This window comes from Sphingomonas sp. CV7422 (assembly GCF_027945725.1).
Lineage (GTDB): Bacteria > Pseudomonadota > Alphaproteobacteria > Sphingomonadales > Sphingomonadaceae > Sphingomonas > Sphingomonas kyungheensis.
Genome location: NZ_CP115900.1, coordinates 2,455,001 through 2,475,562, shown reverse-complemented (window position 1 = coordinate 2,475,562; position 20,562 = coordinate 2,455,001). Strand labels below are relative to the sequence as shown.

At 69.2% G+C, this 20,562-nt stretch carries 16 protein-coding genes and 1 pseudogene (1 of these 17 running past the window's edge); 9 read left to right on the top strand and 8 right to left on the bottom strand.

Annotation, left to right across the window (positions count from 1 at the left end):
* Positions 1 to 2 precede the first annotated feature (2 nt).
* Positions 3 to 2,276, top strand: coding sequence for a glycosyltransferase family 4 protein (locus tag PBN85_RS11790; RefSeq protein ID WP_271299119.1), 2,274 nt, complete (start codon positions 3 to 5; stop codon positions 2,274 to 2,276).
* Positions 2,277 to 2,331: 55 nt separating this feature from the next.
* A complete protein-coding gene (locus tag PBN85_RS11785) occupies positions 2,332 to 3,615 on the top strand; it encodes a glycoside hydrolase family 130 protein (protein WP_037533169.1) in 1,284 nt (427 codons plus the stop codon).
* A gap of 134 nt (positions 3,616 to 3,749) precedes the next feature.
* Here PBN85_RS11785 and PBN85_RS11780 read toward each other — a convergent pair whose 3' ends face one another.
* Together PBN85_RS11780 and PBN85_RS11775 are read right to left on the bottom strand one after the other, a co-directional pair.
* Entirely contained in the window at positions 3,750 to 3,932 is a 183-nt protein-coding gene (locus tag PBN85_RS11780; protein WP_271299118.1) for a hypothetical protein, read from the bottom strand.
* Between the two features lie 139 nt (positions 3,933 to 4,071).
* Positions 4,072 to 6,039: an OPT family oligopeptide transporter gene (locus tag PBN85_RS11775; protein ID WP_037533171.1), complete on the bottom strand. Its 1,968-nt coding sequence runs from the start codon at positions 6,037 to 6,039 to the stop codon at positions 4,072 to 4,074.
* A 140-nt stretch (positions 6,040 to 6,179) separates the two neighbouring features.
* On the opposite strand from PBN85_RS11775, the gene PBN85_RS11770 reads away from it, so the two are divergent.
* Complete coding sequence (locus PBN85_RS11770) at positions 6,180 to 7,475, top strand: homoserine dehydrogenase (RefSeq protein ID WP_271299117.1); 1,296 nt, start codon at positions 6,180 to 6,182, stop codon at positions 7,473 to 7,475.
* 312 nt (positions 7,476 to 7,787) lie between these two features.
* Here PBN85_RS11770 and PBN85_RS11765 read toward each other — a convergent pair whose 3' ends face one another.
* The 4 genes from PBN85_RS11765 to PBN85_RS11750 are packed head-to-tail and all read right to left on the bottom strand — an operon-like array spanning position 7,788 to position 9,986.
* Positions 7,788 to 8,189: a hypothetical protein gene (locus PBN85_RS11765; protein ID WP_271299116.1), complete on the bottom strand. Its 402-nt coding sequence runs from the start codon at positions 8,187 to 8,189 to the stop codon at positions 7,788 to 7,790.
* Positions 8,186 to 8,539 (bottom strand): hypothetical protein, encoded by a 354-nt coding sequence (locus tag PBN85_RS11760; protein WP_235199683.1) that lies wholly within the window; start codon positions 8,537 to 8,539, stop codon positions 8,186 to 8,188. Before PBN85_RS11760 ends, PBN85_RS11765 begins: the two co-directional genes overlap by 4 nt.
* Positions 8,540 to 8,590: 51 nt before the next feature.
* On the bottom strand, positions 8,591 to 9,022 hold the full coding sequence (locus PBN85_RS11755; protein ID WP_271299115.1) for a CoA-binding protein: 432 nt from the start codon (positions 9,020 to 9,022) through the stop codon (positions 8,591 to 8,593).
* A gap of 10 nt (positions 9,023 to 9,032) precedes the next feature.
* Entirely contained in the window at positions 9,033 to 9,986 is a 954-nt protein-coding gene (locus PBN85_RS11750) for an Mrp/NBP35 family ATP-binding protein (protein WP_271299114.1), read from the bottom strand.
* Between the two features lie 70 nt (positions 9,987 to 10,056).
* Here PBN85_RS11750 and hflK point away from each other — a divergent pair, with 70 nt between their 5' ends.
* The 5 genes from hflK (at position 10,057) to PBN85_RS11725 (ending at position 17,495) form a co-directional block, all read left to right on the top strand.
* Positions 10,057 to 11,178 carry an FtsH protease activity modulator HflK gene (gene hflK, locus PBN85_RS11745; RefSeq protein WP_271299113.1) on the top strand — a complete coding sequence of 374 codons (1,122 nt, stop codon included), beginning with the start codon at positions 10,057 to 10,059 and terminating at the stop codon, positions 11,176 to 11,178.
* Positions 11,175 to 12,050 (top strand): protease modulator HflC, encoded by an 876-nt coding sequence (gene hflC, locus PBN85_RS11740; RefSeq protein WP_200870370.1) that lies wholly within the window; start codon positions 11,175 to 11,177, stop codon positions 12,048 to 12,050. Before hflK ends, hflC begins: the two co-directional genes overlap by 4 nt.
* A gap of 116 nt (positions 12,051 to 12,166) precedes the next feature.
* Entirely contained in the window at positions 12,167 to 13,723 is a 1,557-nt protein-coding gene (locus PBN85_RS11735; protein ID WP_271299112.1) for a Do family serine endopeptidase, read from the top strand.
* 108 nt (positions 13,724 to 13,831) lie between these two features.
* Positions 13,832 to 15,436 carry a helicase HerA-like domain-containing protein gene (locus PBN85_RS11730; RefSeq protein WP_271299111.1) on the top strand — a complete coding sequence of 535 codons (1,605 nt, stop codon included), beginning with the start codon at positions 13,832 to 13,834 and terminating at the stop codon, positions 15,434 to 15,436.
* An 847-nt stretch (positions 15,437 to 16,283) separates the two neighbouring features.
* Positions 16,284 to 17,495, top strand: coding sequence for a M20 metallopeptidase family protein (locus PBN85_RS11725; protein WP_271299110.1), 1,212 nt, complete (start codon positions 16,284 to 16,286; stop codon positions 17,493 to 17,495).
* An 8-nt stretch (positions 17,496 to 17,503) separates the two neighbouring features.
* Here PBN85_RS11725 and PBN85_RS11720 read toward each other — a convergent pair whose 3' ends face one another.
* Complete coding sequence (locus PBN85_RS11720; protein WP_271299109.1) at positions 17,504 to 18,460, bottom strand: isopenicillin N synthase family dioxygenase; 957 nt, start codon at positions 18,458 to 18,460, stop codon at positions 17,504 to 17,506.
* Positions 18,461 to 18,933: 473 nt separating this feature from the next.
* On the opposite strand from PBN85_RS11720, the pseudogene PBN85_RS11715 reads away from it, so the two are divergent.
* Positions 18,934 to 19,524 (top strand): annotated as a pseudogene (locus PBN85_RS11715) (M23 family metallopeptidase); the annotation flags it as partial.
* Position 19,525: 1 nt separating this feature from the next.
* On the opposite strand, the gene PBN85_RS11710 reads toward PBN85_RS11715, so the two are convergent.
* Positions 19,526 to 20,562 carry the 3' portion of an NAD(P)/FAD-dependent oxidoreductase gene (locus PBN85_RS11710; protein ID WP_271299108.1) on the bottom strand. The gene runs 142 nt beyond the window's last position, so the window shows 1,037 of its 1,179 coding nt (coding positions 143-1,179); the start codon falls outside the window, past its right edge — the gene reads right to left on this strand; it ends in the stop codon at positions 19,526 to 19,528.

Sequence of the window (20,562 nt, the reverse complement as noted above, 5' to 3'; positions counted from 1 at the left end):
GCATGGTCACGACGGCGGGGAATGGCGACGCAATCCAGCATCTGGCGATGATCGGCAACTTCCTGCCGCGCCAGTGCGGTCTCGCGACCTTCACCACGGACGTGTATCAGGCGATGCGCGATCGCTTCCCCGGCGTGCAGGTCGACGTCTATGCGATGGACGATCATCCCGGGCGCTACGACTATCCGCCAGCGGTGACCGGCACGATCCCGCAGAACGAGCTGTCGGCCTATCTGACGACCGCCCGGACGATCGAGGCGAGCGGCGCGCAGGCGATCTGGGTGCAGCACGAATATGGCATCTACGGCGGCCCGGCGGGCGAGCATCTGCTCGCCTTGCTCGACCGCACGACGCTGCCGGTGATCGTGACGCTGCACACCGTGCTCGAAAAGCCCAATGCCGACGAACGCCGCGTGCTCGAAGGCCTGCTGCGCCGCGCCGCCAAGGTCGTGGTGATGGCCGAGCGTGGCCGCGATATCCTCCGCCGCGTCTATGGCGCCGCGCCGCGCCAGATCGCGATGATCCCGCATGGCGTGCCCGACCGTCTGTTCGTCGATCCCGAGACGCTCAAGCCGCGCTTCGGCTGGGAGGGGCGCGACGTCGTGCTGACCTTCGGCCTGCTCGCCCCGAACAAGGGGATCGAGACGATCATCGATGCGCTGCCCGCGGTCGCCGAACGGCACCCCAATCTGCTCTACGTCGTGCTCGGCGCGACGCATCCCAATCTCGTTGCGCATGAGGGCGAGGCGTATCGCGACCGGCTCAAGGCGCTCGCCGCCGAGCGCGGTGTCGCCGATAATGTCGCCTTCATCGACGCCTTCGTCGAGCATAACGAGCTGATCGATTATCTGCAGGCGGCGGATATCTACGCGACGCCCTATCTCAACCCGGCGCAGATCACCTCGGGCACGCTGTCCTATGCGGTCGGCGTCGGCAAGGCGGTGATTTCCACCCCCTATGTTCACGCCACCGAGATCCTTGCCGACGGGCACGGCGTGCTCGTCGACTTCCGCGACGTCGCCGCCTTCGCGCGCGAGATCGACCGGCTGCTGACCAGCGCGCGCGATCGCAACCGGCTGGCGCAGCGGGCCTATGACCGCGGCCGCACGATGATCTGGCCGCGCCTCGCCGAGGCGACGCTGCACGAGACCGAGGTCGCCGTCGCCGCCCGCCCTAGGCGGCTGGCGCAGGCGCAGCCGCAGGGGGTGCGGGCGCTCAAGCCCAATTTCGCCGCGGTCGAGCGGATGAGCGATGCCACCGGCATGCTCCAGCATTCGATCTATTCGGTGCCGGATCGACGCCACGGCTATTGTATCGACGACAACGCCCGCGCGCTGATGTTGATGAGCGCGATGGATGATCTCGACCCGGTCGAGCGCGACAAATGGACGACGATCTATGCGTCCTTCGTGCAATATGCGTGGAACCCGGACGAGCGCCGCTTCCGCAACTTCATGAACTTCGATCGCACCTGGTGCGAGGATGTCGGGTCGGAGGATTCGAACGGCCGCGCGATCTGGGCGCTCGGCGTCACCGCGCGTGACGGCAAGGATGCCAAGCATCGCGACTGGGCGCGCAACATGTTCGACGCGACCGCGAGCCTCGCGCTCGACCTCGGCTCGCTGCGCGCGCAGTCGTTCGCGATGCTCGGCGCGGCGGCGATGCTCGAAGCCTCGCCCGGCCATGATCTCGCCCGGTCGATCCTCGAGCGCTTCCCCGACGACCAGCTCGCGCTGCTCGCCGAGGCGCGCCGGCCGGAGTGGAAGTGGTTCGAGATCGTCCTCGCCTATGACAACGCGCGCCTGCCGCAGGCGCTGATCGTCGCCGGCAAGGCGCTGGGCCGCAAGGACCTGATCGACTGCGGGCTGGAGACGCTCGACTGGATCGTCGCCAAACAGACCTCGCCCGAGGGGCGGTTCCGCGCGGTGGGGACCGAGAGCTTCGGTCGGCCCTATGCCGATCCGCTGCAGTTCGACCAGCAGCCGCTCGAGGCGCAGGCGACGGTCGATGCCTGCCTGTCCGCGTGGCAGGCGACGGGCGATGCGCGCTGGGTCGCCGAGGCGGAGCGTGCCTATGCCTGGTATCTCGGTCAGAACGACCTCGATCTGCCGCTTGCCAGCCCGGCGGACGGCGGCTGTTTCGACGGTCTGATGCCGACCGGGCTCAACCGCAATCAGGGCGCCGAGTCGATTTTGGCGCTGCAACTCGCCAGCTGCGCGATTTCGGGGCTTTCAAAGTCAGTCCAAGGCGTGGCAGGGACGACCCGCGTCGCCTGATCGGTTCGGGCGACCGCTCAGTCAACGACCCGACCGGCGAGGCTTAACAATCGCGATGGATCTGTTCACCCACCGCTTGCGGCTTCATGCCGATCCGTCCCGCGTCGTCGTCCGGCCGTTCCACATTGCGTGGGGCGGCAAGGGCGGCCCGCCCAACCGTACCGAGCGACTGGTCGGCGAGGTGCTCGCCATGTCGACGAGCGAAGCGCGCGAGCAGCTGTCCGAGGTGCTCAAGGACTTCGAGGCGCGCCACTGGCAGACGCGGCGCGTGTTCATGACCCGCTATGACGAGATCGAGGATCTGCTCGGCCTCGACGGGGCGGAGATCAGCGACGAGAAGCGCCAGCTGATCGGCGCCTATTTCTGCCACGAATACAGCTATGCCGCCGCGGCGCTGATGAATCCCAGCGCGGTGCCGCATTTCGACCAGACCGGCATGCCGGAAGGATCGATGCGCATCCTGATGAGCCTGCGGTCGGTGGGTGAGGGGCATATCTCCTCGGTCGCCTTCCGCGAGGGGATCATCACCAGCGACCATGAACTGAAGCTCGCGCCCGAGCCGCCCTTCGCCACCGCGACCGACGTCGTCGGCGCCGGCGAGGACGAGATGCCGGAAGGGCCGGTGACGGTCTGGCGGCATCGCGATTCGACCTTGTCGGGCACGGTGATCTTCCCGATCACCCAGGCGCAGTCGAAGGGGCTGGAGGATCTGCGCATCGTCCATTTCCAGCATGACGACGGCACCATCGAGTGGATCGGCACCTACACCGCCTATAACGGCTCGGTGATCCAGTCCGAGCTGCTGCGCACGCGCGATTTCCGCGCGTTCGATCTCGTGCCGATGTCGGGCCCGGCGGCGCGCAACAAGGGCATGGCGCTGTTCCCGCGCAAGGTCGCCGGCCAGTATATGATGATCGGCCGGCAGGACGGCGAAAACCTGTTCCTGCTCAAGTCGGACAGCCTCGAACATTGGGACGAGGGCGAGAAGATCCTGACGCCGGTCTTCCCCTGGGAGCTGGTGCAGATCGGCAATTGCGGACCGCCGATCGAGCTCGACGAGGGCTGGCTGCTGCTGACCCATGGCGTCGGCGCGATGCGCAAATATTCGATCGGCGCGGCACTGCTCGACAAGAACGATCCCTCCAAGGTGCTCGGGCGGACGCGCGAGCCGATCCTCGCCGCGAAGGACCAGGATCGCGAGGGCTATGTGCCCAACGTCGTCTACAGCTGCGGCGCGATCCGCCATGGCGACACGCTGTTCCTGCCCTATGGCATCGCCGACAGTTCGGTGGGCTTCGCCTTCGTCAAGATCACGGATCTGCTCGCCGCGATGGTGTGAGGAGGCGGGCGTCCGGCGAGCGCCCAGTCCTGCGGCTCGGCATCGGCCGCTTTGGCACAATCTATTAATGTCATCCCCGCGCAGGCGGGGATGACAGTCGCACGAGTGACGACGCTGATTGCGCCGCGGCGGGTCTAGCCCTCGCCTTCGTCCGTCTTGCCCTTGCCCTTCCGCTTCGCCGGTATCCGCGACAATTTCGTCAGCAGCAGCGGGATGTCGTCGGTGATGAAGGTATCGGTCGGCACCGCGACGCTCGACTGTAACGCCTCGCCGACGCGCGACAGGCGGTCACGCTGCTCTTTTGCTGACGATGTCACGACTGACCCTACAAGACGCAAACGGCAAACCCGGCAATCGCCGGCCGAGGGGGGGGATGGCGGGGCGATCACCGGGTTCAGTCGGTCAAACGGACGATGTCCGACCGCGTTCCCACCGCGACCAACGGTTGGCCGCATTTCACGCCGCGACGGAGCGCCGGGTGTAGCGATACAGGCCGGCGATCAGCGCGAGGAAGGCGATCGTGCCGCCGATCAGCGCGGCGGGCGCGAAGCCGGCCGGCGCGATCGCCAGCGGCGCGTCCGAATTGGTGAGGTAGACGATCACCGCGAAGCCGACGCCCCACAGGCTTTCGCCGACGATCATGCCCGTCGCTGTCAGCACGCCCATCCGCTTGGCGAGTTCGACATCCGCCGTCCGCTCCGCCCAGCGATCGTAGATCGCGCCGATCACCGCGCCGATCACCACCGGCAGCGTCACCGCCATCGGCAGATAGACGCCGAGGCCGATGCCGAGCGGCGGCAGCCGCAGCTTGCCCGCCCGACCGAGCGCCTCGTCGAGCGCGATCACCGCGACGCCGACGAGCGCGCCATAGCCGATCATCGCCCAGTTGAGATCACCGCCGAGCACGCCCTTGGCGAGCGCCGAGATCAGCGCCGCCTGCGGCGCGGCGAGCGCATTGGGGCCGGCGCCCGGCGCGCCCTGGAAGCCGAGCGTCGTCGCGAGCAGTTCGAGCACCGGCGGCACCACCAGGCTGCCGAAGATGACGCCGAAGATCAGCGCGACCTGCTGCTTCCACGGCGTCGCGCCGACCAGCTGGCCGGTCTTGAGGTCCTGCAGATTGTCGTTGGAGATGGTCGCGACGCCGAAGACGATGCCGGTGACGATCAGCGCATAGGCGACCAGCGCCTGCGTCGTGTCCGCGCCCGCGCCGCGGCCGAACAGGCCGACCAGCATCAGGCTGGCGGCGAGCACCGACAGGATGCCGATCCCCGACACCGGGCTGTTCGACGCGCCGATCAGGCCCGCCATATAGCCGCAGACCGCGGCGATGATCAGGCCGAGCACCAGAACGAAGACCAAAGCGCCGGCGATCAGCACCAGCGCCGAGCCGGCCAGCGGCCCGCCCGCGATCACCGACCAGAGCAGCCCGGCGATCGGCACCAGCGTCGCCAGCGTCACCGCGACGACGAGGCCGATCGACAGGTCGCGCTCGCCGAGTTCGAGCACCGCGCCGCCACGCTTCGCCTTGCTCGCCGCGATCGACGAGCGGATGCCGCCGAGCACCGGGCCGATGATCTTGAGCAAGGTCCAGATCGCCGCGACGCCGATCACGCCCGCGCCAAGGAAGCGGACGTCGGTGCGGAACACGCCGCCGACCCAGTCCTCGAGGCCCACACCCGCGGCGGCGGGCGACAGGCCGGTGAGGATCGGCAGCGCGATCCACCAGCCGATGATCACGCCGGCGAACATCGCCAGCCCGACCGACAGGCCGACGAGATGGCCGGCGCCGATCAGCGCGAAGGAGAGCCCGCCCGAAATCGCGGTGGCACCGCCGCCGACGCGGAAGAAATGCGCCGCCTCGGCGACCACCAGCTTGGTCTGGGTGAGGATCGCGAAGCCGGCCGAGACCAAAGCGTTGACGACGATCAGCCGCAATCCGCGGCTGCTTTCCGCCTCACCGGCGCGGCTGCCCGCGCCGACCATCAGCACCTCGGCGGCGGCACGGCCTTCGGGATAGGGCAGATCGGTATCGACGACGAGCGCGCGGCGCAGCGGCACCGAGAACATCACGCCGAGGATGCCGCCGGTCATCGTGATCCCGGCGGTGAGCAGATAGGGGAAGCCCTGCCACCAGCCGATCATCACCAGCCCCGGCAGCACGAAGATGATCGCCGCGAGCGTGCCCGCCGCCGACGCCACCGTCTGGACGATATTGTTTTCGAGGATCGTCGCGCCGGGCAGATAGCGCAGGATCGCCATCGAGATCACCGCGGCGGGGATCGAGGTGGCGAAGGTCAGCCCGACCTTGAGCCCGAGATAGACGTTGGCGGCGGTGAACAGCAAGGTGATGAGCCCGCCGAGCAGGATGCCGCGAACGGTGAGTTCGGCGACGGGCCGCGCGGCGGGGCTGGGGGCGGTGGCCATGGGGGTAATGCGCTCGCTGGCAAAGGGAACAGGCGGCGGGTTGTGGCACGAGGCGAACCGGTCGGGCAATGCTTGCGGCGTGAACGACATAAAGCTGCGCCGGCTCGACAGATGACGCGGCTTTCCGCTAGGCGGCAGCCATGAAAACCAACACTCCCTTGCGCGTCGCCCTCGCCGGGCTCGGTACGGTCGGCGGCGGCGTCGTCCGTCTGCTCGACGGCAACCGCGATCTGATCACCCGCCGCGCCGGCCGTCCGATTGAAATCGTTGCGATTTCCGCGCGCGATCGCAGCAAGGATCGGGGCTTCGACGCGACGCGCTTCGCCTGGGTCGACGATATGCGCGATCTCGCCGGCCATGCCGCCGCCGATATCGTCGTCGAGCTGATCGGCGGTTCGGACGGCCCGGCGCTCACGCTGGCGCGGCAGACGATCGCCGCGGGCAAGGGGCTGGTCACCGCCAACAAGGCGATGATCGCGCATCACGGCCTGGAGCTCGCGACCGCGGCGGAAGCGGCGGGCGTGCCGCTCAAGTTCGAGGCGGCGGTGGCGGGCGGCGTGCCGGTGATCAAGGGGCTGCGCGAGGGCGCCGCCGCCAACCGCATCGGCCGCGTCTACGGCATCCTCAACGGCACCTGCAATTTCATCCTGTCCAAGATGGAGGCCGAAGGCCGCGATTTCGCGGAGGTGCTCGCCGAGGCGCAGGCGCTCGGCTATGCCGAATCCGATCCGAGCTTCGACATCGACGGCGTCGATGCGGCGCACAAATTGTCGATCCTCGCCAGCCTCGCCTTCGGCACGCGGCCCGCGTTCGGCGACGTGTCGGCGACCGGCATCCGCCACGTCATCGCCGCCGATATCGCCGAGGCGGCGGCGCTCGGCTATCGGGTGCGGCTGGTCGGTGTCGCCGAGGCGGATGCGCATGGCCTGTTCCAGCGCGTCCACCCGCATCTGGTGCCGATCGACCATCCGCTCGCGCATGTCACCGGTTCGCTCAACGCGGTGGTCGCGGAGGGCAATTATGTCGGCCGCCTGTTCTTCCAGGGCGCCGGCGCGGGCGAGGGGCCGACCGCGAGCGCGGTGGTCGCCGACCTGATCGATATCGCGCGCGGCGAATATGGCGCGCCTTATGCGATGCCCGCCGCGGCGCTCACCGCCGAGCCCGCCGCCGACACTGGCGAACGCCGCTCGCGCGCCTATCTGCGCTTCACCGTGCAGGATCGCGTCGGCGTGCTCGCCGAGATCGCCGCGGCGATGCGCGACGCCGGCGTCTCGATCGAGAGCCTGATCCAGCGCGGCGTCACCGCCGAGGGCGGCGCGATCGTCGCGATCGTCACCCACGAGGGGCCGGAGCGGTCGGTCGCGCAGGCGCTGGAGAAATTGCGCGGCTCGCAGAGCCTGTCGGGACAGCCGTTGTGGATGCCGATCCTGGGGTGAGCGGCGTGTCGGGTGGCCCGTCGACGATTGTCGCTGAGATTGTCGGCCGCCGGGTCAGTCGCCAAGATTGGTTCCGTGCTCCCGCGCAGGCGGGGGGCATGGTGTCGACGCCCTGCGCGCCTGCCGAGCGTGGCCGAGACACCTCCCTGTGCGATTACGTGTGACAGATATCTCCCTTACCACCCCGGCGGAGGCCGGGGTCCAGTTGGGAGATCGTCGCGTCTTATCCCTGCATCTTACCCAACTGGACCCCGGCCTGCGCCGGGGTGGTGCGCAATTGGTCGGGCGACCGTTGGCGTTCCTTCCCGCCGGTCACCGCGCCGGCTCGCCGAGATCGATGGCTACCCGCCCGCGCTTGTCTGGCTTCGTAGCGACGGCGGATCGGGCGACCTTCACCAACGCGGTCACGATCGGCACGATCGGTGGCGCGACGCCGACGGTGCAGCCCTCAAGGCGCGCCGCGCAGGGTGGCGCCTGGAGCGCGAAGACCTTGGTGGTGGACCGGTCGGGATTGGCGCCGCGGCCCGCCGGCGGATCGACCTCGTCGGGAAGCGGCAGCCGCTGCGCGCTCCTGCCGTTGCCGCAGACGACGATGTCGCTCCTGTCGTCGCGGGTCGGGCAGGGTTGCGGGGCGAGGATCGACCAGCGTTCGGACCCCGGTGCCGGAGTCGCCGCGGCCGTCGCGGCCTGGATCAGCAGCGCCAGCCCGATCATGGCGCGAGCGGCCGGTCGCGGATCCCGCCGACGCCGGTGCGGCTGCTGATCGTCGCGCCGGCCATGCCGCCGCCGACGAGGAACGGCGTCAGCTCCTCGACGGGGTTGGTGCGGTGGAGCAACCGATCGCGTTCGACCGCCACCGCCTCATGTTTGGGATCGCCGGGCTCGTAGCCGACGAACGGCACGCGGAAGCGGTCGGCGCGGCGACGGCCGCAGACGGTGATGTCGGTATGGTCTCTGTCCGCGGCGCAGCGCTCGCCGGCGATCATCGACTGGGAGCGGGCGAGCATCGTCGCGGCATCGTCGTCGGCGGCGGTCAGGAGCAACAGCAGCGCAAGCATCGGCATCGGCTCCCACGACGGGTGATGCCGCCAGTGTCGTCCAGCCGCCGGCGCGAATCAAGCCGCGATCGGTGCGACCCCCAGCCGCGGGATCTCGATTGCCGGACAGCGGTCCATCACCACCTGCAAGCCTGCCGCCTCGGCCCGCGCCGCCGCGGCCGCGTTGATGACGCCGAGCTGCAGCCACACCGCCTTGGCGCCGATCGCAATCGCCTCGTCGACCGCCTCGCCGGCGGCCTCCGGACGGCGGAAGATGTCGACGATGTCGATCGGGTCGCCGAGCTGGTGCAGGTCGCGGAAGACGAATTCGCCATGGACGTGCTCGCCGGTGATCTGCGGATTGACCGGGATGACGCGATAGCCGTGCCGTTGCAGCATCGCCATCACGCCATAGGAGGGGCGGTCAGGGCGATCGGAGGCGCCGACCATCGCGATCGTACGCGCGCCTTCGAGCAGCGCCTTGATCGCGGCGTCGTCGGTCAGCGGCATGCCCGTCTCCTCAATGCTGATGCAGCCAGTCGTCGACCGCTGCGGCTATCGTGTGGAACGCCACGCCGTCCGCGCCGTTCCCCGCCGCCGGCGGTGCGCCCGCGTCGGAGGCGGTGCGGATGCCGATCGCCAGCGGTACCCGGCCAAGGAAGGGCAGGCCGAGCCGCGCCGCCGTCTCCTGCGCGCCGCCGTTGCCGAAGGGGTCGGAGGCTTCGCCGCAATGCGGGCAGATATAGCCCGCCATATTCTCGACCAGTCCGATGATCGGGATTCCGGCCTTGTCGAACAGGTCGATCGCGCGGGTCGCGTCGATCAGCGCGAGATCCTGCGGCGTCGAGACGATCACCGCGCCCGCCGGCTTGTGCTTCTGCACCATGGTCAGCTGGACGTCGCCGGTGCCCGGCGGCAGGTCGAGCACCAGCGTGTCGGTCGCGCCCCAGTCGGCGTCGACCAGCTGGGTGAGCGCGCCCGCCGCCATCGGGCCGCGCCAGGCGATCGCCTTGCCGGGCGCGATCAGCTGGCCCATCGACAGCATCGGCACGCCGAACGGGGTGGCGACCGGATCGAGCACCTTGTCCTTGGCGGTCGGCCGTTCGTCCTCCGCCGCCATCAGCCGCGGCTGCGACGGGCCGTAGATATCGGCGTCGACCAATCCGACGCGGCGACCACGCGCCTTGAGCGCGATGGCGAGATTGGCGGCGAGCGTCGACTTGCCGACACCGCCCTTGCCGCTCGCCACCGCGATGATGCGGCGGTTGATCCGCTCGGCGGTGACGACCAGCCGCACCTCGCCCGACCAGGTCGCTTCCGCCGCCGCGCGCACCTTCGCCTCGAGCGCGTCGCGTTCCGCGCCGCCGAGCCCGGTCGCGTCGAGGACGATGCCGGCGCGCGTCCCGTCGAAGCGGAGCGTCGCGCGGTCGCCCGCGGCGGCGCGCACCGCGGCTTTCGTTACGTCTTGTATCATCGCGCACCAGATAGGCCCGCGGCGGCGGCTTGCCACTGTTTTTCCGCGTTCGCCTTCTTATAAGGAACGGATGACAATTCTGCCGGGTCGCCGATCGCGCCCTCCCATTCTCGCCACCGAAACGCCCAAGGGGCCCTGGGGACAGGGTGATGACGCCAACGGCGGCGGCCCGCGCAATCCCTGGTCGCTGCCCCCCGGCGCACGCAAGCCCGGCGTGAAACCGATCGCGCTCGACGAGTTTCTCAAGAAGGCGCGCGGCGGCGGCGGCGGGGACAATGGCGGCGGGCTCGGCGGCCTGCCCGGATCGTCCAACCCGCGCGCGCTGTGGCTGATCGGGGCGGGGATCATCCTGCTGGTATGGATCCTCTACACCTCGATCCACCCGATCGCGCCGCAGGAACGCGGCGTCGTCACCTATCTCGGCCGCTATTCGGGGACGCTCGATCCCGGCATCGCGATGACGATGCCCGCGCCGATCGCCCGCGTCGTCAAGGTCGACGTCCAGAATATCCGCATCGAGAACTTCCCCGAGAGCGGCACCGAGAATCTGATGCTGACCCGCGACCAGAACATCATCGATCTGGCCTATGCGGTGCGCTGGAAGATCTCGAACCCGCAGAATTACGTCTTCCAGATCGATCGCCCGCGCGACACGGTGCGCGCCACCGCGGAGAGCGCGATGCGCGAGGTGGTGGCGAACGTCAGCCTCGATTCGGCGCTCGGGCCGGGCCGCGCGCTGATCGAGAATCAGGTGCAGGAGCGGATGCAGAAGGTGCTCGACGATTATAAGTCGGGGATCGTCGTCGTCGGCGTCGGCATCAAACAGGCCGATCCGCCCGCGCGCGTCAACGATGCGTTCAAGGACGTCACCGCCGCGCAACAGGATGCGCAGGGCCTGCGCAACCAGGCGCAATCCTATGCCAAGCAGGTCGTCGCCCGCGCCGAAGGCGAAGCGTCGCAGTTCGACAAGGTGTACGAACAATATCGCCTCGCCCCCGAGGTGACCCGCCGCCGCATGTATTACGAGACCATGGAGGCCGTGCTGGCCAAGTCCGACAAGACGATCGTCGAGCCGAACGGCGTCGTACCCTATCTGCCGATGGGCAATGCGCGTCGCCTGCCCGACGCCACGCAGCCGCCGCAGGTGCAGGCCACCGAGCCGACTGTCTCGGCAGCGGGAGGCGGCCAGTGACCGGCCTCTGGCGGCATCCGATCGCGCTCGGCCTCGGCGCGCTGATCCTCGTCATCCTGCTGTCGGCGACGATCACCATCGTGCCGGAGACGCAGCAGGCGGTGATCCTGCGCTTCGAACAGCCGGTGCGCACCGTCAACGCGTGGCGGCCGAACGAGCAGTTCGGCCGCACCGGCGCCGGGCCGATCCTGCGCATCCCGTTCATCGACCGACTGGTCTGGCTCAACAAGCGCGTGCTCGACGTCGATTACGACAATCAGCAGGTGCTGTCCTCCGACCAGCTGCGGCTGGAGGTGGACGCCTATGCGCGCTTCCGCATCATCGATCCGCTGAAGGCGGTGAACGCCACCGGCAGTACCTCGCAGACGGAAAGCGCGATCACCGAGGCGCTGCGTCCGCTGCTCGGCAGCTCGATCCGCAACGAGCTCGGCAACCAGCCGTTCGCGACGCTGCTCAGCCCCGAGCGCGATCAGGTGATGGACAATATCCAGACGCGGATGCAGCGGCTCGCCAGCCAATATGGCGTGCAGATCGTCGACGTGCGGATCAAACATGCCGACCTGCCCGACGGCAGCCCGCTCGACCGCGCGCTCGCCCGGATGGCGACCGCGCGCCAGCAGCAGGCGACGACCATCCGCGCGCAGGGGCAGAAGGAAGCGCAGATCATCCGTGGCGAGGCGGATGCCGCGGCGGCGCGCATCTATGCGCAAAGCTTCACCAAGGACGCCGACTTCTACGATTTCTACCGGGCGATGCAGTCCTACCGCCACACCTTCGGCGCGGATGGCGGCACTCCGCCGAGCGGGTCGACGTCGATCATCCTGTCGCCCGGAAACAGTTACTTGCGTGAGTTCGAAGGGCGGGGGCGTTGATCCGCGGGAAATGAGCCCCCAACTTTCGGCAGTATGAACATTCAAGCGGCGTTCAGGCGTTTGGTCGCAGTAAGGCACCACGTCCGAATGCCCCTTATCAAGAGGATCTTCTCCTAGTGCGCTACGCTTACGCCATCACCAGTGCGCTTCTCCTCGGCGGCGCGACCGCCACCCTGGCGCTCCAGCCGAGCACCGCGCAGCAGGCGCAGAACGAGCCCGGCGCGATCCAGGCGGCGGTGCCGCGCGCCGGCGCGCCGATGAGCTTCGCCGACATGGTCGCCAAGTTGCAGCCGGCGGTGGTCAACATCTCGACCAAGCAGACGATCGTCCAGCGCCAGCCGGCCAACCCCTTCTCGGGCACGCCGTTCGGCGATCTGTTCGGCGGCATGGGCGGCGGGCAGGGCGGTGCGCCGGTCAAGCGCGAGGGCGCGTCGCTGGGGTCGGGCTTCCTGATCTCGCCCGATGGCTATGTCGTCACCAACAACCACGTCATCGCGCCGGGTGCGGAGGGGGCGACGGTCAATTCGATCACCGTCACCCTGAGCAACAACAAGGAATATACCGCGCGGGTGATCGGCAAGGACCAGGATTCCGATCTGGCGCTGCTCAAGATCGACGCCGCCGGCCTGCCCTTCGTCAAATGGGGCGATTCGAGCCGCGCGCGCGTCGGCGACTGGGTGCTGGCGATCGGCGAGCCGTTCGGTCTCGGCGGCACCGTCACGGCGGGCATCATCTCGGCGATCAACCGCGTCACCGGCCAGGGCGGCGCCTATGACCAGTTCATCCAGACCGACGCCTCGATCAACCAGGGCAATTCGGGCGGCCCGATGTTCGACCTCAACGGTAATGTGATCGGCGTCAATTCGCAGATCTTCAGCCAGTCGGGCGGCAATATCGGTATCGGTTTCGCCATCCCGGCGGCGACCGCCAAGCCGATCATCGAGACGTTCATGAAGGGCGGCAAGATCACCCGCGGCTATATCGGCGTGACGATCGGCGGCGCGGTCAACGACGATGCCGCCGCGGCACTGGGCATCCCCAAGAACCAGGGCGAGCTGATCGCCCGCGTCGAGCCGGCCGGTCCGGCGGCGAAGGGCGGCCTGCGCGCCGGCGACGTCGTCACCAAGATCAACGGCCAGCAGGTGACCCCCGACCAGACGCTGACGCGCCTCGTCTCGAACCTCCAGCCGGGCACCACCGCCCGGTTCGAGGTGCTGCGTGCCGGTCAGCCGGTGTCGGTCAACATCCAGGTCGCGACCCGCCCGTCGAACGATCAGATCCGCGCGCTGGCGAACGGCGGCGAGGATTCGGGCGGCTTCGGGCCGAACGATCCGCAGACGGACGGCGACGACGACAGCGACGGCTCGACGCAGGGCAGCACCGCCCCGCTCGGGCTCAACGTCCAGCCGCTGACGCCGGGGATCGCGCGCGCGATCGGCGTCGATTCGAGCGTGCAGGGGCTGGTGATCGCCACCGTCGATTCGAACAGCGACGCGGCCGGCAAGCTGAAGCGCGGTGACGTGATCCAGGCGATCAACGGTACGCCGGTCCGCACCACTGCGGACATGGCGCGACTGGTCGCGCAGGCCAAGGCGGCGGGTCGCCCGCAGGTGCTGCTGCTGGTGCAGCGCGGCCGCGGCGTGCCGCAGTTCCTGGCGCTGAAGGTCAAGTAAGCCGCTGTCCGGACGCCGTCAGGGCCGTCGCTCCCATCGGAGCGGCGGCCCTTTCCTTTTCCCGGTCAGCCGCGGTAGGTCTGCTCGGGACAAGGGACAGGAACGGACATGAGCGACGGCATCTTCATCGGACTGGGCGGTGGCAAGCCGCAGACCCTCGATCTGAGGCGCGCCAACCGCCACGGGCTGATCGCCGGCGCGACCGGCACCGGCAAGACGGTGACGGTGCAGGGGATCATCGAAAGCTTTTCGAGGGTCGGCGTGCCGAGTTTCGTCGCCGACGTGAAGGGCGATCTGTCCGGCCTCGCCATGGCCGGATCGCCGCAGGCGAAGACGCACGCGGCCTTCGCCGCCCGCGCCGCCGAGATCGGCGAGAGCGACTGGGCCTATGCCGACACGCCGGTGCAATTCTGGGACCTGTACGGCGAGCAGGGCCATCCGATCCGCACCACGGTGAGCGAGATGGGGCCGCTGCTGCTGTCGCGGCTGATGGACCTCAATACGGTGCAGGAGGGCGTGATGACGATCGCCTTCCATGTCGCCGACACGGAGGGGCTGCTGCTCCTCGACCTCGACGACCTGCAGGCGATGCTGGCGCATTGCGCGACCCGGGCCGACGAGCTCACCACCAGCTACGGCAATGTCTCCAAACAGTCGATCGGTGCGATCCAGCGCGCGCTGCTGCAATTGCGCACGCAGGGCGGCGATCACTTCTTCGGCGAGCCGGCGCTCGACATCGCCGATCTGATCGCCACCGACGACAAGGGCAGGGGGATCGTCAACATCCTCGCCGCCGACAAATTGATGGCGGCGCCCAAGCTCTACAGCACCTTCCTGCTCTGGCTGATGAGCGAATTGTTCGAGCATCTGCCCGAGGTCGGCGATCCCGACAAACCCAAGCTCGTCTTCTTCTTCGACGAGGCGCATCTGTTGTTCGACGACGCGCCCAAGGCGCTGCTCGACAAGATCGAACAGGTGGTGCGGTTGATCCGGTCGAAGGGGGTCGGCATCTATTTCATCACGCAGAACCCGATCGACGTGCCCGATACGATCGCCGGGCAGCTCGGCAACCGGGTGCAGCATGCCCTGCGCGCCTTCACCCCGCGCGATCAGGCGGCGGTGCGGTCGGCGGCGGAGACGTTCCGCGCCAATCCCGGCGTCGACGTCGCCACCGCGATCACCGAGCTCAAGGTCGGCGAGGCGCTGGTGTCGCTCTTGCAGGCGGACGGCGCGCCGTCGCCGGTCGAACGCACGCTGATCAAGCCGCCGGCGAGCCGCGTCGGGCCGGTGACGCCGCAGGAGCGCGGCGTGATGATCCAGACCGATGCGATCGGCGACCGCTACGACACCGCGGTCGACCGCGAATCGGCGGAAGAGATCCTCGCCGCCAAGACGCAGGAGGCCGCCGCGGCGGCGGCCGCGACGCGCGCGCAGGACGATGCCGCCAAGGCTGCCGCGGTCCAGGCCAAGGCCGACGCGCAGGCGGCCAAGGAGGCCGCGCGCGCCCAGGCGGCGCAGGCGCGCGAGGCCGCCAACTCGCCCTGGGCCAAGGCGATGACCTCCGCCACCCGCGCCGCGAGCGCCTCGATCGGTCGGCAGGTCGCCAATGAGATCGGCAAACAGGTGTTCGGCAGCGGCTCGCGCCGCGGGTCGGCCGGCGGCGGTCTGATGGGGACGGTGCTGCGCAGCGTGCTGGGCAATCTGATGCGGTGAGGGGGGTGCCGCGCAGCGTGCTGGGCAACCCGATGCGATGAGGGGCGGACGGCTCGACGGGACCTCGCTGCGATCGTGCAGGCGCCTCCACCGCCTCGTTGAGTGATCTTTCCCTCACCCCCATTCGTCATCCCGGCGCAAGCCGGGATCCATGGACACGGTGGACCGGCGTCGGCGCGCTGCCATTCGCGTCCCGCCTCCATGGATCCCGGCTTGCGCCGGGATGACGAGAGTGGGGGGTGACTGCGAAGCGGGCCGGAGGGCGATCCGTCGTGGGTCAGGCTGACGTGGTAGGGGACGGTGCCGCGCAGAGTGCTGGGCAGCCCGATGCGATGAGGGGCGGACGGCTCGACGGGACCTCGCCGCGATCGTGCAGGCGCGTCCACCGCCTCGTTGAGTGATATTTCTCTCACCCCCATTCGTCATCCCGGCGCAAGCCGGGATCCATGGACACGGTGGACCGGCGTCGGCGCGCTGCCATTCGCGTCCCGCCTCCATGGATCCCGGCTTGCGCCGGGATGACGAGAGTGGGGGACTGGGTGGCGAAGAGCGACAGGACGGGAGGCGGGCTGACGTAGGTGAAGGCCCTCGTCTCTCAACGGCTGCAAGCGGCTTTCCGCCCGCCGCGCCGCCGCCGCTCGTCTTCGCCTTCTGGCTCCTGCCTCCCGTTCGTCGCACTGCGCCTCCTCCTGCTAACTGCTAACTGCCAGCGGCCAGCGGCCAGCCACCAATCACCAGCCACCCGCCGCCACCAGCCACCCGCCGCCGCCCCCCTCCCGGCCAACCCCCGCCACCTCGACATTCGCCGCGCACCGGCTCACACTGCGCCGCGAAACGGAGCCAGACCATGTCCCTAGACCTCAGCACCAGCGAATGGACCGCGGCCGGCGAGGCCGAACTCGACGACGCCGTCAGCCTGCGCCGCGCGATCCATGCCGAGCCGGAGATCGGGCTCGACTGCCGCGAGACGACCGCCAAGATCAAGGCGGCGCTCGCCGGGCTGCCGCTCGAATATCATGAGGGCGGCTCGACCAGCGGGCTGATCGCGATCCTGCGCGGGCAGAAGGGCGACAACGGCCGCACCGTGCTGCTGCGCGGCGACATGGATGCGCTGGCGATGCAGGAAGAGACGGGGCTCGCCTTCGCCAGCACCATCCCCGGCCGGATGCACGCCTGCGGCCATGATTCGCACACAGCGATGCTGGTCGGCGCGGCGCGGGCGCTGTCGGCGCGGCGCGACGCCCTGCCGGGAACGGTGGTGTTCATGTTCCAGCCGGGCGAGGAGGGGCATCACGGTGCGCGCTTCATGATCGACGACGGGCTGCTCGACATCGCCGCGGCCGACGCCGCCTTCGCCCTGCACATCACCCCCAATGCACCGGCCGGCGTCGTCATCACCCGCAGCGGCCCGATCATGGCCTCGGCCGATACCGTCCATGTCGTGGTGCGCGGCGCCGGCGGCCATGCCGCCATGCCGCACGACTGTATCGATCCGGTGCCGGTCGCCTGCGAAATCGTCACCGCCTTCCAGACCTTCGTCGCGCGCAACATCGCCGTCACCGACCCGGCGGTCTTGTCGATCACCAAGATCGAGGCGGGGTCGGCGCACAATATCATCCCAGGCGAGGTGCGGATGCTCGGTACGCTGCGCACGCTGTCGGAGGCGACGCGGACGACGATGCGCGCCGCGATCGACCGGATCGCGACGCATATCGCCGCGGCGCACGGCGCGACCGCCGAGGCGTGGATCGACGAGGGCTATCCGGTCGTCGTCAACGATCCCCGCGGCGCGGCGCTGATCGAGCAGGTCGCGGTGGAGCTCGACCGACCGTTCGCGCCGATGCCGCAGCCGATGATGGGCGCCGAGGACTTTTCCTATGTGCTGCGCAAGATCCCCGGCGCCTTCGCCTTCATCGGCGCCGCGCCGCAGGGCAGCGATCCCGCGACGAATCCGCCGCTGCACAATACGCGGATGACGATCGAGGAATCGGTGATGGCGCAGGGCATCGCGATCCACTGCGCCGTCGCCACCCGCTATCTGGAGCGCGGCTTCGACTGAGCCGCGGCCTAGTTCTTGATGAGGCCGATCTCGACCAGCCGCTGATGCAGATAATCGTGCGCGGTGATCGGTTCGGGATAGCGGTTCGGATGCTCCGCATCGATCGTCTGCGGCAGCGTCTCGATCAGGAAGTCGGGCGCCGGGTGGAGGAAGAAGGGCATCGAATAGCGCGAATGGCCGCGCCGCTCGGGCGGCGGGTTGACGACGCGGTGGGTGGTCGACGGCAAGCGGTGGTTGGTCAGCCGCTGCAGCATGTCGCCGACATTGACCACCATCGCCCCCTCGGGCGGCTTGATCGCCAGCCAGTCGCCGGTCGCGCGGTCGAGCAGCTCGAGCCCGGCTTCCTCGGCACCGAGCAGCAAGGTGATGAGGTTGATGTCCTCATGCGCGCCGGCGCGGACGCCCTCGGCATCGACCGGGATCGGCGGATAGTGGAGCAGGCGCAGCACCGAATTGCCGTCGCGCACCGCCGGATCGAACCAGTCGGGCGCGAGGTCGAGATAGCGGGCGATCGCCGACAGCAACCGGTCGCCGGCGCGGTCGAAGGCGGTGAACAGCTCGAGGAACGTGTCCTTGAACCCCTCCGGCCGCACCGGCCAGACGTTGTCCGCCATCACTGCGGCGAAGCGATGCCCGGCGGGCAGCTCGCGGCCGATATGCCAGAATTCCTTGAGGTCGACGTGCTTGGCGTCCTTGGCGATCTCGGTCTTGAACGGCGTATAGCCGCGCGCACCGCCACCGCCGGCGATGAAATGGTCGCGCTTCTCGGCTTCGGGCAAGGCGAACAGCGCCTCGGTCTCGCGCCACGCCCGATCGATCAGCGGCTGGGCGATGCCGTGGTCGGCGACGATCGCGAAACCGAACCGTTCGAAGGACGCGCCGAACGCCGCGGCGAAGCCATCGGGGTCGCGCGCCTGATCGGCGAGGCTGAGCGTGGGGACCTGGGCGGAAGCGGTATCGAGCATGCTAGGCATCCAGTTGAAGACAGGGGGCTTATACGGAAAGCCACGGGCGCCGTCATGCCTTGTCGCGCGATCCGTCGTCCTTTGCGCGCCTGATGCCGCCGAAAGCCGCGGCAGGCGATGGATAACGTCAGGGCTACTGATCCGAATCGCCTGATCGCGCCAAGGGTTGCTCGGTTCGCCGCGACGCGACGGCGGTTGATCGCGGCGTCACGCGCCCGCTCTTGTCTGGCGCCGGCAAATGCGGGCAGACAAAGCGGGTCAGGAACGCGGGTGGGGCTGCGGTTTCACGACAGGTCAATGTTCGGGTCCGCCGCTCCGGCGGATACGGCGCATCATATTGGGGTCCGATGAGCATCTTCCGCGCAGCTACGATCGTCGCCACCGTCGGCGCCCTGTCCTTCGCTTATGGCGCGGCCCAGGCGGAAGACGGCGTATCGCGCGGCGCGACGCCGGCGAGCGCGACGGACGGCACGGGTGGCCCGATGCTCGCCGCCAACGGTGCCGAGGCGCAGGCCGATCTCGCCGCCGACGCGCAGTTCCGCACCCTGTTCCAGAGCTGGAAGAAGCTCGACACCCGGCCGCAGGGCGTGATCGCCATCCCCTCGGTCCAGCCGGTCCAGCATCTCAATTTCACCAGCAACTTCGGCATCCGCTCGGATCCGTTCCGCGGCACCGCGGCGATGCATGCCGGCGTCGACATCCCCGGCCCGGTCGGCACGCCCATCTATGCCACCGCCGACGGCATCATCGATCACGCGTCGCGGCTCGGCGGCTACGGCAATATGGTCGAGATCAACCACGGCAAGGGCATCGCCACCCGCTACGGCCATCTGTCGAAGATCCTCGTCACCGACGGCGCGCGCGTCACCCGCGGCCAGCTGATCGCGCTGATGGGCTCGACCGGCCGCTCGACCGGCCCGCACCTGCATTATGAGGTCCGCATCGACGGTCATGCGGTCAACCCGATCCCCTTCCTGACCAGCGCCGACTATCTGCTCGCCTCGTCCGATGCGGCGGTGCATGCGATCCCGGTGTCGACCGACGGCCCCGCCGCGCAGGATTGATCTAGAGCACCTGCGCCGCGGCCCAGCCGCTCGCCCAGGCCCATTGGAAATTATACCCGCCGAGCCAGCCGGTGACGTCCACCGCCTCGCCGATCGCATGCAGCCCCGGCACGCGCCGCGCCTCCAGCGTCTGCGACGACAGATCGGCGGTGCTGATCCCGCCGACCGTCACCTCGGCCTTGGCAAATCCCTCGCTGCCGTTGGGCAGGAAGCGCCAGGCGGACAGGCGCGTCGCCGCTTCGTCCAGCTGCCGGTCGGTGGTCGCGCCGAGCTCGCCGGGCAAGGCGAGTCGCTCGGCAAGCGCCTCGGCCAGCCGGTCGGGCAGGGTGGCGGCCAAGGCGCGGCGCAGCGTCGTCCGCGGCTGCGCCCGCTTCGCGCCGATCAGCCAGTCGCGCTCCGCATCGGGGAGGAAATCGATCGCGATCGGCTCGCGCGGCCGCCAATAGCTCGACACCTGCAGGATCGCCGGTCCCGACAGGCCGCGATGCGTGAACAGCGCCGCCTCGCGGAAGCGCGCCTTGCCGGCGCTGGCGGTGACGGTCGCGGCGACTCCGGAAAGCGTGCGGAACAAAGCCTCGTCGCCGCCGAGGGTGAGCGGCACCAGCGCCGGCCGCGGCTCGACCACCTTGAGGCCGAACCTGCGGGCGATGTCATAGGCAATGCCGGTCGCGCCGAGCTTGGGGATCGATGGTCCGCCGGTCGCGAGGACGAGGCGCGGCGCGGTGACGATTCGGCCGGGCAGCGCGACGGTGAAACGATCGCCGTCATGGCCGATCTCGCCGAACGCCGACGACCGGGCGATCTCGACCCCGCCGAGTCGGCATTGATCGAGCAGCAGCGCGACGATCTGCCGCGCCGAGCCGTCGCAGAACAATTGCCCGAGCGTCTTCTCATGCCAGGCGATGCCGTATCGCTCGACCAGGGCGAGGAAGTCGGCGGCGCGATAGCGGCCGAGCGCCGATTTGGCGAAATGCGGGTTGGCCGAGACATAGCGGTCGGGCGCGGTGTGCACATTGGTGAAGTTGCAGCGCCCGCCGC